Genomic DNA, 14198 nt, shown 5'->3' on the forward strand with positions numbered 1-14198 from the left:
TCCTACATCCAGGGCCGACAACCACCCCACCCGTCACAGACCGTGACGGGCAGTCAGCGGCCACCGACCTTGCACCGCTCAACTTCGAAGACCCGAGAAACAGGGGAGCGGGTCTCGCCTTGTGGGGAGATCCGCGGGAGGGAAGTCCATGACCAGGACGAAGAAGGCCGGGATGAAGGCACGGGGCGGCCGGGCGGCCGTGATCGGTGCGCTGGGTCTGGCCTCGGTGGCTCTGGCCGCCGTGCCGGCATTCGCCAAGGGCAGCGTCGACATCACGGCGCCCCGCACGGCGCACGTCGGCAAGACGATCACGATCACGGCGCACGGCGGCGACGACAGCGCCGGTTTCCTGCACCAGCTGTGCCTGGAGGAGAACGGGTTCGGCGGGGGGTGGCACCAGGAGAACTGCAGCGCCGCGGTCAAGGGCGACGCGAGGGTGAGCGCGCACGGCACGTCCGCGCGCCGCGGAGACCTGAAGTTCCGCGCGGTGCTGTACGGCCTGACCAGCAAGCACGACCAGCACCCCGTGCGCCTGCACGCCTCCGACGTGGTGACGGTGCACGTCCGCTGACCCGGTAGTACGGCCGCGGGCGGCCGGCTCGGCCACCGCCCGCGGCCGTACGCCCGCGGAGTCCCCGCGCGAACCGGTCCGGATGCCGTCACCCACCGGCTCGCAAGGACGCGGCGTCGCGTAGCTCCGTGAGGTCGATCGGCGGCAGCCGGGACAGTTCGGCGCGGGCGGAGTCCACGGCGGCGGCGTGGTGCGGGGTGTCGAGGACGGCCGCCACGGCATCGGCGATCTTTTCGCGCGGTGCCCTGAGATCCAGTGCCAGGCCGAGGCCGCGCCGGGCGAACGCGACGACGTTGTCGGGTTGGTCACCGAGAACGCCCATCCCCAGAAACGGCGTTCCGCCTTCCACGGCGTCGAGCAGGGAGGCCCGGCCCCCGTGCGTCACGAACAGGTCGACACGGCGCAGGAGCGCGGGCTGCGGAACATGCTCGACGACCTTGACGCGGGGCCCCGCGCCCCGCAGGTGCTGCGCGAGACCGCCCGCGGACACGATCACGTCACAGTCGATTCCGGACAGTGCCGCGATGATCTCCCGGTACACGCCTTCCACGACGGCACGCAGACCGGGCATCGCCGTCGTCAGCGTCCCGAGGCTCACGTAGACGAGCGGGCGGGAGGCGGGGGAGCGGGGCGGCCGGCCGGGGAGGGCTCTGCGGTGTTCCGCGACGCTACGGCGTACCGTACGGGCGGCCGGCGGTGGGGTCTCGTAGAACCAGGGGAGCGGCGCCGGCACCAGGAGCGGGGGCAACTCGGGCGGTGCGTCCTGACCGTGCCGTCCGTACAGGCCGGTCAGGGCGGGCCGGATGTCGGTGTCCCAGAGGTCCAGGAGCAACGGGCCGAGGCCGTTGTCCGCCGCGAACACGGGCAACCGCAGGACCCGGGCCGCGAGGTGCGCGCCGAGATCGCTGCACTCGGCTATCACCAGGTCGGGTCGCTCCCGGGTCCATGCCGTGATCAGGTCGCGGGCCTTCGCGCCGGCCCGGGCCGGCCAGAGCCGGCCGAACACACACCGGTTGAAGGGGCCGTTCCCACCCTCCTTCCAGATCTCGCTCGCCGCCTGCTGCACCGCCGGATCGCAGGTCCAGTTCGTTCCGGCCCTACAAAACCCGATGCCTCGTCGCTCGGCCTCGCGGCGGAACATGACAGGGGCGTGGAGCGTGACGTCGTGGCCCTGTGCGAGGGCCGGCCCGATGACGTAGTCCAGGGCGGACACATGTGAAGGTATCGGCTCCGCGGTGACGGCTGTCCGTAATGCCGCGGGCGCGCGCGAGGGTTTCGGCACTGTGCGTCTCACTGTTCTACTCGCCTGTCGGGGCAGCTTCTCGACGGGGCCGCCCGAGGCGTGACGGCTGTTCACGAGCGTCCTTGGCCGCGACGATCTTCTGGTACCGGGGGAGATACCGGGCCCGGGGAGGGGGTTTCACCGGCCGGAGACTGTGACGGGACGGTGACAAACGCCCCACTGTTCGCGACGGTCCGGCTCGGAGAGACGAGACGAGTTGTGCGGTGGCCGAGTGCTTCGTCGGCGACCGGACCGACCGGACCGACCGCACCGACCGGACCGCCGACGAAGCCGAGGTCGTCCGCGCCCGCGGGCGCGACGGCACGCACCGCTGAGCAGCACCCGCGCGCGGTACGGCGGGAGCCACCGGCCGCAAGGGACCCGGGGGCACCGGTCAGGAGCCACCGGCCGCAAGGCCCCAGCCGCGAGGCACGAAGACCCCCGCCGCAGGGCCCGGAGCCCGCCGGGCGGCACCCGGGCCCGGCCCGGAGCCCTACAACCCCCGGTCGAACGTCGGTGTCACCGCGAGCAGTTCGGACACGTCCGACCCGGAAGTGATCTCGCGCGGGGCCGCGCCCCGCCGAAACAGCCGGGCCGGGCGCTCGCCCCCGACCGTGGCGCGGCCGTCCGCCACCCGCAGCCAGGAACCCTCGCGCAGGCCCAGGACCGGCACGTCGTTCTCCTCCAGGAACTCCCTCAGGCGCTCCTCGCGGGTCTCGCCCTTGTGCGTGGAGTGCGGGTCGGGGTCCAGGTAGTGCGGATTGATCTGGAAGGGGACCAGGCCCAGCGCCTCGAAGGAGGGCGGCTGCACGATCGGCATGTCGTTGGTGGTGCGCAGCGTGGGCGCGGCCATGTTGGTGCCCGCGCTGGCCCCCATGTAGGGCAGCCCGCCCCGCACGGCGTCCCGCAGCGCCTCGCGCAGACCCGTCCGGTACAGGGCGCTCAGCAGCCGGAACGAGTTGCCGCCGCCGACGAACACGGCGTCCGACGCGGCCAGCCGGGCGAGCGGGTCACCACCCTCGTGCACCCCCCGTACCTCGATCCCGGCCCCCGCGAGCGCGTCGCGCACCTTGGCGGTGTAGGCGTCGTGGCCGGCGAGCGCGTACGGCACGAACGCCAGCCGCGCACCGGCCGGCAGGAAGCCGGTCACGGTGTCCAGGGCGTGTTCCAGGTAACCGCGGCCGTACTGGGTGGAGTTGGACAGGAGCAGCAGATTCACGGGGGTGTTCCTCATCGAACGGGTGGGAGGGTGGTGTGTCACGCCGGGCGGGTGGTGCGCGGACGGCGGTGGTGCTGCGGCGGGTGTGTCAGGCGCCGCTCCAGCAGCCGGGCGGCGCTGCGCAGCGCGTCGAGGCGGTCCTCGGGTCCGCCCGGGAAGCGCTCCTTGGCGGCGCCCAGGCTGAGACTTCCGTAGGGCTCGGCGCCGAGGAAGACGGGCACGGCGACGGTGCCGATCCCGTCGTCGTACTCGCCGACGGTCCAGGCGTACCCCTGCGCGCGCACCTGCCGGAACTCCCTCTCCAGCCGGTCGGGGTCGGTGACCGTGCGCTCGGTGAAGCGCGCCATGGGGCGGTCGCGGAACAGCCGGTGGCGCTGGTCGTCGGGGAGGAAGGCGTAGTACGACTTGCTGGTGGCGCCCGCGTGCGCCGGGTACAGCTCGCCGACCAGCGGGTAGTAGCGCAGCGGACCCTCCTCGCCCTCGACGGCCGCCACGCAGCGCATGTGGAAGTTGTCCGGCAGGCAGAACAGCACCGTGTCACCGGTCACCGTCCGCAGCTCCTGGAGGACCGGTTCCGCCAGCAGCTCCAGGGAGCCCGAGCGCTCCCACAGCCGGCCCAGGCGCAGAGCTGCCGGGCCGATGCGGTAGCGGCGGGTCGCCGGGTCGGAGACCAGGAAGCCGCGGCCCGCGAGCGTGGACAGCAGCCGCTGGGCGACCGAGGTGTCCCAGCCGAACTCGCCGGCCACCTCCGTCACGCCCCAGTCGGGCCGCGAGCGCTCGAACGCCAGCAGCACCAGCAGGGCACGGTCAACGGTCTGCAGGGCTCCGGCCGGGGTCCTGCGGTCGGCGGGCTGACCGGACACGGGCAGCTCCTCTCACTCGCTCACTCGCCCGTTCCCGCATCTCGGCATGCAGACACGTATTGCAGATAGCGGGAAACAGTTGCGGAGAACGTTAGCGGCTCCCGAACCTGCTGTCAGCACCGCCCCGGGTGCGGATCAGGAGAACAGCCCATGTTGAAGTACGTCCTGGACCTCGTCGACCTGCTCGACGACCCCGACGTCGACGGCAAGCGCGTCGCCGCCCACCTCGACACCCTCGCGGGCCCCGAGGGCTCCGGCGCGCAGGTCACCACCGTCACGGGCGAGCGCGGCTCGACGGACTTCGTCCTCGTCCGGATACCGGGCCGCGACGGCCGCGCCAACGGCGGCACGGCCCGCACCCTCGGCGTGGTGGGCCGCCTGGGCGGGGTCGGCGCGCGCCCGGAGATGACCGGGCTCGTCTCCGACGCGGACGGCGCCGTCGCCGCGCTGGCCACCGCCGCCAAGCTCCTCGACATGCGCCGCCGGGGCGACGTCCTCGACGGCGACGTGGTCGTCGCCACCCACATCTGCCCGAACGCCCCGACCGCCCCGCACGACCCGGTCCCGTTCATGGACTCACCGGTCGACATCGCCACCATGAACCGGCACGAGGTCACCGCAGACATGGAGGCGGTGCTCTCCATCGACACCACCAAGGGCAACCGGATCATCAACCACAAGGGCCTGGCCCTGTCGCCCACCGTGAAGGAGGGCTGGGTGCTCCGGGTGAGCGAGCAGCTGGGCGAGCTGCTCGCCGTCGTCACCGGTGAGCCGTTGGTCACGTACCCGGTGACCACCCAGGACATCACCCCGTACGGTAACGGTGTACACCACATCAATTCGATCCTGCAGCCGGCCACGGCGACCTCCGCCCCGGTCGTGGGCGTCGCGGTCACCTCCGCGGCTGCGGTGCCCGGCTGCCAGACGGGCGCGAGCCACGAGGCCGACATCGCGGCGGCGGCCCGGTTCGCCGTCGAGACCGCGAAGGCGTACGGCGGCTCACGCCTCGACTTCCACGACGAGGACGAGTTCGCCTCCCTCGTCTCCCGCTACGGCTCGCTGGCCCACCTGCAGACCCTCGGCAACGCCCCCAGGGAGTCGTGAGCATGGCTTCACACGAGAACACGGCCGCGCCCCCGCAGACGGGCGGCGCCAAAGCCGTCGGCAGCGACGACTACGCGCTGTCCCGCGTCCCGCGCGACAAGCGGCTCGGCTTCTGGACCATGCTGCTCCAGTGGCTGGCCCAGTCGGGCTCCATCTCGCAGTTCACCCTCGGCGCCACCATCGGCGTCGGCATGTCCTTCGCCGGCGCGTTCTGGGCGTTCACCCTCGGCGCGGTGATCCTGGAGGTCGTGATCTTCGCGATCGGCCTGGCCGGCATGCGCGAGGGCCTCGCGACCCCGCTGCTGACCCGCTGGGCCGGCTTCGGCCGCAACGGCTCGGCCCTGGTCAGCCTGGTCATCTCGATCAGCCTCGTCGGCTGGTTCGGCGTCCAGAACACGATCTTCGGCGACAGCGTGTCCTCGCTCGTCGGCGGGCCGTCCTGGCTGTGGTGCGTGGTCGCCGGCGTCGCCATCACCGTCCTGGTCATCTTCGGTTTCCGGTACATGGCCGTCTTCGCCAAGATCGTCACCCCGCTGTTCTTCGCGATGGTGGCCTGGTCGGTCACCGACGCCCTGAGCAGGCATTCACTGTCCGAGCTGGTCCACTCCCCGGCGCCCGGCCAGACGATCCCGCTCTCCGTCGCCGCCACCGCCATCGCGGGCGGCTACATGACCGGCGCGATCGTCTCCCCCGAGATGACCCGCTACAACCGCAAGGGCAGCCACGTCTTCCTGCAGAGCGCCTCCTCGATGATCCTCTCCGAGTACATAGTCGGCCTGACCGGCGTCCTGCTCGGGCACATGGTCGGCAACGGCCAGGTCTCGCAGATCGTGCTCTCGACCTCCGGCGTCTTCGGCGTCCTGGTGGTCCTGATGTCCACCGCGAAGATCAACGACTGGAACCTGTACGGCTCCTCGCTCGGCGTCGTCAACTTCTTCCAGGTCGTCTTCGCCAGGCGTCTGCACCGCGGCGCCGTCACCATCGTCCTCGGCATCGCCGGCACCGCGCTGTCCGCCGTCGGCATCATGACCCACTTCACCGACTTCCTGTCCGTGCTGGGCGTCGCCGTCCCGCCGGTGGGCGGCATCATCGTCGCCGAGTACTGGGTCGTGCGCCGCATGCGCGCTCCGCTCGACGCCACCCGCGACGCGGAGACCCTGCCCGCCACCTCACCGACCTGGGTCCCGATGTCCCTGGTCATCTGGGCCGCCGCCTTCTGCGTCGGCAAGTTCTACGACGGTGGCATACCCGCCCTGAACTCCCTGCTGACCGCCTTCGTCCTCTACGCCGTCCTCGGCCTCGCAGGCTGGATCAGGCCGTACGGCACCACCACCCTCGAAGACGAGCCCGGCGAGGCCGGCGCCACGACCCCGGCCGCCTCCGGCACGGCCCCCGTAGGAGCACCATGACCAGCACCGCCCCCGCCCTCGTCCCCGCCTCCGACGAGGCGCAGAAGGAAGTCGTCGAACTGTGCGCGGAACTGATCCGCTTCGACACCTCCAACCCCACCAGCGACGAGCGGGCCTGCGCCGACTGGGTCGTGGCCAAGCTCGCCGAGGCCGACATCGCCTCCGAACTGGTGGAGAGCGCCCCGGGCCGCGCCAACGTCATCGCCCGCATCCCCGGCACCGACCCCGCCCGCGGCGCCCTGCTCGTCCACGGCCACCTGGACGTCGTACCCGCCGACGCCGCCGAGTGGCAGGTCCCGCCGTTCTCCGGCGAGATCCGCGACGGCTACCTGTGGGGCCGCGGCGCCATCGACATGAAGGACACGGTGGCCGTCATGCTCGCCACCGCCCGCCACTTCGCCCGCACCGGCACCCGGCCCGCCCGCGAGATCGTCCTCGCCTTCCTCGCCGACGAGGAGGCGGGCGGCAGGTTCGGCGCCCACTGGCTGGTCGAGCACCGGCCCGAGCTGTTCGCCGGCGTCACCGAGGCGATCGGGGAAGGCGGCGGGTTCAGCTACGCCCTCGACGACACCCGCCGCCTCTACCCGATCGAGAACGCCCAGCGCGGCATGGCCTGGATGGAACTGACGGCCACCGGACGCGCCGGGCACGGCTCGTCCCCGAACACCGAGAACGCCGTCACCGACCTCGCCGAGTCCCTCACCCGCATCGGCCGCCACACCTTCCCGGTCCGCCTGATCGCCCCGGTGCGCGCCGTGCTGGAGGAGGCCGCCCGGCTCCAGGGCGTCGACGTCGACCTGGACGCCGAGGATGCCGGGCAGCTGGAGGCGGAGCTGGCCAAACTGGGCCATGTCGCCGACTTCCTCCAGGTGGTCCTGCGCAATTCCGCCAACCCGACCATGTTCTCGGCCGGGTACCAGACCAACGTGATCCCGGGCCGGGCCACCGCACGCGTCGACGGCCGCTTCCTGCCCGGCCACGAGCAGGAGCTGATCGACACCGTCGACGCGCTGCTGCTGCCCTCGGTCACCCGCGAGTGGGTCAACCACGACATCGCCATGGAGACCTCCTTCGACGGGCCGCTCGTCGACGCCATGTGCGCCGCCGTCCGCGCCGAGGACCCCGACGGCCACCCCGTGCCGTACTGCAACCCGGGCGGCACCGACGCCAAGGCGTTCACCAAGCTGGACATCCGCTGCTTCGGCTTCAAGGGCCTGAAGCTGCCGCACGACCTGAACTACAGCCGCCTGTTCCACGGCGTCGACGAGCGGGTGCCGCTGGAGGGCCTGCGCTTCGGCGTACGGGTGATGACCCGGCTGTGGCAGGACTGCTGAGTCCCCCGCCGCGCGGCCCGCGCCGGGCGAACGCCCCGGCCACGGCACCTCACGGCCCGGTCCCGCGTGCGGCGGGGCCGGGCCGTCCCGCGGTCCGGCCCTCGGTTCGGGCGGACTGTTCCTCCCCGCCACCGCGCTCTGTGGGCCCACGCGGCACGTGCGGTCAGCCGGACGGAAGCCGACTGTCCGGACCAGAGGCGGGCGACGGCGGCCGGCTCGTCGGTACGGCCAGCCCCAGCTCGCGGGCGAGCCGGTCCCGGTGCCGGGCCGGCGTACCCAGGAGCCGGGCGGAGCCGTGCGCACGTTTGAAGTAGCGGTGGGCGTCGTGCTCCCAGGTGATGCCGATGCCGCCGTGCAACTGGATCATCTCGCCCGCCACCGCCGAGAACGCCTCCGCACACGAGGAGGCGGCCGTCGACACGTATCTGCCGAAGTCCGGGGCCCCGGCCGCGAACGCCGCGCCCAGCGCCGCCGAGCGCGCCGACTCCACCAGGACGTAGGCGTCCGCCAGCCGGTGCTTGACGGCCTGGAAGGAACCGATGGGCCGGCCGAACTGGACCCGCTGGACGGCGTACGCGACCGTCAGCTCCAGACACCTCTGCGCGGCCCCCACCTGCTCGGCGGCCAGGGCCACGCGGGCGAGGTCCAGGGCCCGGGACAGGGCCCGTCCGCCGTCGTCGGCCCTGCCGATCAGACGCCCCCGAGCCCCCTCGAACCTCAGCCGCGCCAGGGGGCGGGTCCGGTCCATGGTCACGAGGGTCTCGCCGCGGACGCGCGGGTCGTCCGGGGCCACCTCGAAGAGGGAGACGGCGCGGTCGGTACGCGCGGCCACCAGCAGCACGTCCGCCCCGACGCCGCCGAGCACGTACTGCTTGACGCCATGGACGAGCCAGCCGCCGTCACCGCCCCGCGCGGCCGTGGCGCGGATCTGCGCCGGCTCGCACGAGCCTTCCTCCGCCCAGGCCAGGCACGCCACGGCGCTGCCGTCGGCGATCCGCGGCAGCAGTCGCCCGCAGGCGCCTTCGTCCCCGGTGGCGAGGACCGCCTGCGCGGCGAGCACCGCCGAGCCCAGCAGGGGCACGGGGCTCAGCACCCGGCCCAGCTCCTCCATCACCACGTGCACGTCCACCGCACCGCACCCGGCTCCGCCGTACTCCTCGGGCACGGCGAGGCCGGCGGCGCCGATCTGCTCGGTCAGCGGCCGCCAGGCGTCCGCGCCCTCGTGCCGGGCGAGCAGCGACCGTACGGCGGAACGCAGTTCCTCCTGCTCGCGCGTCAGCCTCATGTGCCCTGCCCCTCGGGGACGGGCGCGCAGTGGGGCCCGGCCAGGACCCGGGCCCGGCACGCGGCGGGGGTTCCCCACGCGTCCCGCAGCGGCCGTGCCTTGCGGATCCACAGGGAGAGGTCGAGCTCGTCGGTGTAGCCGAGGGCGCCGTGCAGGTGCAGGGCCCTGAGCGCCGCTTCGTGGGCCGCCTTCCCGGCGGTGAGTTTCGCCGCGGCGATCTCGCGGCCGGCCGCCGGGTCGCCCGCGGCCAGGGCGAGAGCGGCGGAGTGGACCAGCGGCTCGGCGAACTCCAACGCGACGAGCACGTCCGCCAGTTGGTGCTTGACCGCCTGGAAGGAGCCGACCGCCACGCCGAACTGGGTGCGCCGCGCCACATGGGCGACGGTGCCCGCGAGCAGCGCGTGGCCGAGGCCGAGGCACTGCGCCGCGGTCGCCAGCCTCGCCACCCGTGCCGCGTGGCCGGCCGCGGCCGTCACCGCGGGCCCCCGGGCGAGAACGGCGCCGCCGAGCGGGCGGGCGAGTCTGCGGGCCGGGTCGGCGGACTGCTGCACCTCGCCCGCGGACTTCGCGAGGCGGACGGTGTCGCCGTAGACGGCGAACACCCCGTCCGCCGTGGCGGCGTCCAGCGCGTACGGGGCGTCCTCGCGCAGCAGGGCGAAGGAGACGGCCGACCCGCCCGAGGCGATGGCCGGGAGCCAGGCGGCGGACACCCCCTCGTCGCCGAGCCGGTCGAGGAAGGCGGCCGCGGCCACCGTCTCCACCAGCGGACCCGGCACCGCGTGCCGGCCCAGTTCGGTGAAGGCGACGGCCAGTTCGGCCGGCAGCACACCGAGCCCGTCGTGGCGCTCGGGGACGGCGAGGCCGAAGACCCCCGCGTCGGCCAGCCTCGACCACAGGGAGCGCCCCGGCCCCGTGTCGCCGGCCGCCCAGGCCCGTACGACGGCCGCGGTCCCGGCCGCCGCGAGCAGGCCGTCCAGCGAACGGGCGAACTCCCGCTGCTCGTCGGTCAGGAGGAACCGCATCACCGGCGTCCCTTCGGCAGGCCGAGCAGCCGCTCGGCGATGATGTCGCGCTGGATCTCGTTGGTGCCCGCGTAGATCGGGCCGGCCAGGGAGAAGGTGTACCCCTCGGCCCAGGCGCCGTGGGCGGGCGCGTCGGCGGCACAGTCGGACAGCTCGCCGCGGGCCCCGAGCACGTCGAGGGCGGTGTCGTGCAGCGCGATGTCCAGCTCGGACCAGAACACCTTGTTCAGGCTCGCCTCGGCGCCGATCGCGTCCCCCGCCGCGATACGGGAGATGTTCCGGTAGGCGAACAGCCGGTAGGCGCGGGCCGCGACGACCGCGTCCGCCACCCGGTCGCGCAGGGCCGTGTCCGACGGGTCGCCGGCCGAGCGCCACAGCCTGGTGAGCCGGTCGGCCGCGGCGGTGAACCGGCCCGGGCTGCGCAGCGTCAGCCCGCGCTCGTTGCCGGCCGTGCTCATCGCGACCCGCCAGCCCTGGCCCACCTCGCCGATCACATCCCGGTCGGGGACGAACACCTCGTCGAGGAACAGCTCGGCGAACGCCGGCTTGCCGTCGAGCCGGCCGATGGGCCGTACGGTCACACCCTCCGCGTCCAGCGGGAACATCACGTACGTCAGACCGCGGTGCGGCCGGGCCGCGTCCGTATCGTCCCGGTCGCTGCGGAAGAGGCCGAAGGCGCGGTCGGCGAAGGCGGCCCGTGACGACCAGGTCTTCTGCCCGCTGAGCAGCCAGCCGCCGTCGGTGCGCACAGCCGTGGAGCGCAGCGAGGCCAGGTCGGAGCCCGCCTCCGGTTCGGACCAGGCCTGCGCCCAGATCACCTCGCCGCTCGCCATCGACGGCAGGACCCGGGCCCGCTGCTCGTCGGTGCCGTGCTCGAAGAGGGTGGGGGCGAGGAGGTTGACGCCGTTCTGGCCGACCCTGCCGGGAGCGCCGGCCGCGTAGTACTCCTCCTCGAAGATCAGCCACTGAAGCAGTGAGCTGCCCCGCCCGCCGTACTCCTCGGGCCAGGAGACCACCGACCAGCGGTCGGCGAACAGGGTGCGCTCCCACTCCCGGTGGGCCGCGAAGCCGTCCGCCGTCTCCAGGGAGGGCAGCGGCGCCGAGGGGACGTGGGCGGACAGCCAGTCTCGGGCCTCGGCACGGAAGGCGGCCTCGGCTTCGGTGAATTCGAGGTCCATCAGGCCGAACCCTCCTTCATGGCCCGGACGTCCAGGCCGCCGAGCGGGTCGGCGGCGGTCTCGGCGTTGTGCGCGTGCGCCAGGTGGTGCAGTGCGAAGACCGAGTCCATGCCGGTGTGCAGCCCCTGAAGGTCCTCGGCCTGGTTGACGGCGCGCTTGGTCAGCGCCAGTCCCATGCGCGGCATCCCGGCGATGCGCAGGGCCAACTCGCCGACCTGGCCGGTGAGTTCCGCGCGCGGGACGACCCGGTTGACCATGCCGACCTCGTGCGCGCGCTGCGCGGTCATCCGCTCGCCGGTGAACAGGAACTCCTTGGCGACGCGCGGCGGCATCACCCAGGGGTGGGCGAAGTACTCGACGCCGGGGATGCCCATGCGGACCACGGGGTCGGCGAAGAAGGCGTCGTCGGAGGCGACGATCAGGTCGCACACCCAGGCCAGCATCAGCCCGCCCGCCACACACGCGCCCTGCACGGCGGCGACGACGGGCTTGGGCAGCTCGCGCCAACGGCGGCACATGCCCAGGTAGACCTCCGACTCACGGGCGAAACGGCTCTCCGCGCCCGCCTTGTCCGAGTGGTCCCACCACAGTCCCGCCTTCCGTTCGAAGGGCAGGTGGGCGTCGCGCTGCGGGGTGCCGATGTCGTGGCCGGCCGAGAAGTGCTCGCCCGCGCCGCCGAGGACGACGACCTTCACCTCGTCGTCCTCGGCGGCGCGGTAGAAGGCGCGGTCCAGGGCGTAGGTCATCGCGGAGTTCTGGGCGTTGCGGTACTCGGGCCGGTTCATGGTGATCGTCGCGACCGGCCCCTGCCGGTCGTAGCGCACCGGGCCGTCCTGCGCCTGCGGGCGCTCGGCTCGTTCGTGGGCAGCGGACATCCGCCCCTCCTTCCCTAACAAGTGTTTGGTAGGTTAACGTACGGCCATGACCAGCGTCGAGGAGTTCCGCACCGAGGTCCGCGGCTGGCTGCGGGCCAACCTCACCGGTGAGTTCGCCGCCCTGCGCGGGCGCGGCGGCCCAGGCCGCGAGCACGAGGCCTTTCCCGAACGGCTCGCCTGGGAGCGCCACATGGCCGCCGCCGGCTGGACCTGCGTGGGCTGGCCGGTGGAGTACGGCGGCCGCGGCGCCACCCTCGAACAGCAGGTCGCCTTCCACGAGGAGTACGCCCTCGCCGACGCCCCCGCCCGGGTCAACCACATCGGCGAACAGCTCCTCGGCCCCACCCTCATCGCCTTCGGCACGCCCGACCAACGCGCCCGCTTCCTGCCGCCGATCGTCGCGGTGCGGGAACTGTGGTGCCAGGGGTACAGCGAGCCGGAGGCCGGCTCCGACCTGGCGAACGTGCGCACCAGGGCCGAACGCGACGGCGACGCATGGGTGGTGACCGGCCAGAAGACCTGGACCTCGCTCGCCCACGAGTCACACTGGTGCTTCGTCGTGGCGCGCACCGAGCCCGGCTCCGCACGCCACCGGGGACTGTCGTACCTGCTGGTCCCCCTCGACGGGCCCGGCGTGGACGTCCGCCCCATCACCCAGCTCACCGGGACCAGCGAGTTCAACGAGGTCTTCTTCGACCGGGCCCGCACCCACGCCTCGAACATCGTGGGCGCGCCCGGTGAGGGCTGGAAGGTCGCCATGGCCACCCTCGGCTTCGAACGCGGTGTGTCCACCCTCGGCCAGCAGGTCGGCTTCCGCCGCGAGCTGGAGGCCCTGATCGGCCTGGCCCGCCGCAACGGCAGCGCCGAGGACCCCCTGATCCGCGACCGGCTCGCCCGCGCCTGGATCGGCCTGGAGACCATCCGCTTCAACGCGCTGCGCATGCTGGACGGAGTGGCGGCGGGCGCGCCCGGCCCCGAGGCGTCCATCGGGAAGATCTACTGGGCCACCTGGCACCGGGAACTCGGCGAACTCGCCATGGACGTGTGCGGTGCCGACGGGATGCTCGCGACCGGCGAGCCCGGCGAGCCCGGCGACCTCGACGACTGGCAGCGGCTGTTCCTGTTCTCCCGGTCCGACACCATCTACGCCGGCTCGAACGAGATCCAGCGCAACATCATCGCCGAGCGCGTGCTCGGCCTGCCCAAGGAGGTCCGCCCGTGACCGCCCCACCCGTCTACGTCCCCGGGCACGGCCTGCTCCAGGGCCGCACCGCCGTCGTCACCGCCGCCGCGGGGGCCGGCATCGGCGGTGCCACCGCCCGGCGGCTGCTCGAAGAGGGTGCCGACGTGCTGGTCTCCGACACCCACGCCCGCAGGCTGGAGGAGACGCGGGCGGCGCTCGCCGACGAGTTCGGCGCCGGCCGGGTCACGGCGCTGATCTGCGACGTCACCGACGAGAGCCAGGTCGGCGCGCTCTTCGGTCTCGCCGAGGAGCGGCACGGCCGCCTGGACGTCGTCGTCAACAACGCCGGACTCGGCGGCACCGCCGATCTGGTCGACATGAGCGACGAGCAGTGGGACAAGGTCCTCGACGTCACCCTGGGCGGAACCTTCCGCTGCACCCGCGCCGCGCTGCGCCGGATGCGGGCGCGGGGCAGCGGCGGCGTCATCGTCAACAACGCCTCGGTGCTCGGCTGGCGGGCGCAGCAGGGGCAGGCCCACTACGCCGCCGCCAAGGCCGGGGTCATGGCACTCACCCGGTGCGCCGCACTGGAGGCCGCCGCGTTCGGGGTACGGGTCAACGCCGTGGCGCCGAGCCTGGCCATGCACCCGCACCTGGTGAAGGTCACCACGCCCGAACTGCTGGCCGAGCTGACCTCCCGCGAGGCGTTCGGCCGGTACGCCGAACCCTGGGAGGTCGCCAACACGATCGTCTTCCTCGCCAGCGGCTACTCCTCGTACCTGACGGGCGAGGTCTTGTCGGTCAGCGGCCAGCATGCCTGAGCGAGGATGGTCGGGTGCCGAAAGACAACAGCAGCAAGAAGAGGGCGACGCC

General features: G+C 73.2%; 13 protein-coding genes. 6 read left to right on the forward strand and 7 right to left on the reverse strand.

Annotated features, from left to right (window positions below; genetic code table 11):
- Positions 1-148: 148 nt before the first annotated feature.
- Complete coding sequence (locus tag ACFC02_RS37980) at positions 149-571, forward strand: hypothetical protein (protein ID WP_376366852.1); 423 nt, start codon at positions 149-151, stop codon at positions 569-571.
- An 88-nt stretch (positions 572-659) separates the two neighbouring features.
- On the opposite strand, the gene ACFC02_RS37985 is transcribed toward ACFC02_RS37980, so the two are convergent.
- The 3 genes from ACFC02_RS37985 to ACFC02_RS37995 form a co-directional block, all read right to left on the reverse strand.
- Complete coding sequence (locus tag ACFC02_RS37985) at positions 660-1784, reverse strand: glycosyltransferase (RefSeq protein ID WP_376366853.1); 1125 nt, start codon at positions 1782-1784, stop codon at positions 660-662.
- Positions 1785-2346: 562 nt separating this feature from the next.
- Positions 2347-3072: a dipeptidase PepE gene (gene pepE, locus ACFC02_RS37990; RefSeq protein ID WP_376366854.1), complete on the reverse strand. Its 726-nt coding sequence runs from the start codon at positions 3070-3072 to the stop codon at positions 2347-2349.
- Between the two features lie 38 nt (positions 3073-3110).
- Complete coding sequence (locus ACFC02_RS37995; RefSeq protein WP_376366855.1) at positions 3111-3935, reverse strand: IclR family transcriptional regulator; 825 nt, start codon at positions 3933-3935, stop codon at positions 3111-3113.
- 150 nt (positions 3936-4085) lie between these two features.
- Here ACFC02_RS37995 and ACFC02_RS38000 point away from each other — a divergent pair, with 150 nt between their 5' ends.
- From ACFC02_RS38000 to ACFC02_RS38010, 3 genes are read left to right on the forward strand one after another with little or no spacing between them, the layout of a single operon-like run.
- Positions 4086-5039 carry a DUF1177 domain-containing protein gene (locus tag ACFC02_RS38000; RefSeq protein ID WP_376366856.1) on the forward strand — a complete coding sequence of 318 codons (954 nt, stop codon included), beginning with the start codon at positions 4086-4088 and terminating at the stop codon, positions 5037-5039.
- 2 nt (positions 5040-5041) lie between these two features.
- Entirely contained in the window at positions 5042-6448 is a 1407-nt protein-coding gene (locus ACFC02_RS38005) for a cytosine permease (RefSeq protein WP_376366857.1), read from the forward strand.
- Positions 6445-7782 carry a M20/M25/M40 family metallo-hydrolase gene (locus ACFC02_RS38010; protein WP_376366858.1) on the forward strand — a complete coding sequence of 446 codons (1338 nt, stop codon included), beginning with the start codon at positions 6445-6447 and terminating at the stop codon, positions 7780-7782. The genes ACFC02_RS38005 and ACFC02_RS38010 overlap by 4 nt, the downstream gene beginning before the upstream one ends.
- Positions 7783-7945: 163 nt before the next feature.
- Here the strand turns inward: ACFC02_RS38010 and ACFC02_RS38015 are convergent, their stop codons facing one another.
- From ACFC02_RS38015 to ACFC02_RS38030, 4 genes are read right to left on the reverse strand one after another with little or no spacing between them, the layout of a single operon-like run.
- Positions 7946-9067, reverse strand: a complete 1122-nt coding sequence (locus ACFC02_RS38015; RefSeq protein WP_376366859.1) for an acyl-CoA dehydrogenase family protein — start codon at positions 9065-9067, stop codon at positions 7946-7948.
- Positions 9064-10089 (reverse strand): acyl-CoA dehydrogenase family protein, encoded by a 1026-nt coding sequence (locus tag ACFC02_RS38020; protein ID WP_376366860.1) that lies wholly within the window; start codon positions 10087-10089, stop codon positions 9064-9066. The genes ACFC02_RS38015 and ACFC02_RS38020 overlap by 4 nt, the downstream gene beginning before the upstream one ends.
- Positions 10089-11267: an acyl-CoA dehydrogenase family protein gene (locus ACFC02_RS38025; protein ID WP_376366861.1), complete on the reverse strand. Its 1179-nt coding sequence runs from the start codon at positions 11265-11267 to the stop codon at positions 10089-10091. The genes ACFC02_RS38020 and ACFC02_RS38025 overlap by 1 nt, the downstream gene beginning before the upstream one ends.
- Positions 11267-12142, reverse strand: coding sequence for an enoyl-CoA hydratase (locus ACFC02_RS38030; RefSeq protein ID WP_376366862.1), 876 nt, complete (start codon positions 12140-12142; stop codon positions 11267-11269). The genes ACFC02_RS38025 and ACFC02_RS38030 overlap by 1 nt, the downstream gene beginning before the upstream one ends.
- A gap of 46 nt (positions 12143-12188) precedes the next feature.
- On the opposite strand from ACFC02_RS38030, the gene ACFC02_RS38035 reads away from it, so the two are divergent.
- Together ACFC02_RS38035 and ACFC02_RS38040 are read left to right on the forward strand one after the other, a co-directional pair.
- Complete coding sequence (locus tag ACFC02_RS38035) at positions 12189-13364, forward strand: acyl-CoA dehydrogenase family protein (protein WP_376366863.1); 1176 nt, start codon at positions 12189-12191, stop codon at positions 13362-13364.
- On the forward strand, positions 13361-14146 hold the full coding sequence (locus tag ACFC02_RS38040) for an SDR family oxidoreductase (protein WP_376366864.1): 786 nt from the start codon (positions 13361-13363) through the stop codon (positions 14144-14146). The genes ACFC02_RS38035 and ACFC02_RS38040 overlap by 4 nt, the downstream gene beginning before the upstream one ends.
- Positions 14147-14198 lie beyond the last annotated feature (52 nt).

Source organism: Streptomyces sp. NPDC056160, assembly GCF_042268205.1.
Classification (GTDB): domain Bacteria; phylum Actinomycetota; class Actinomycetes; order Streptomycetales; family Streptomycetaceae; genus Streptomyces.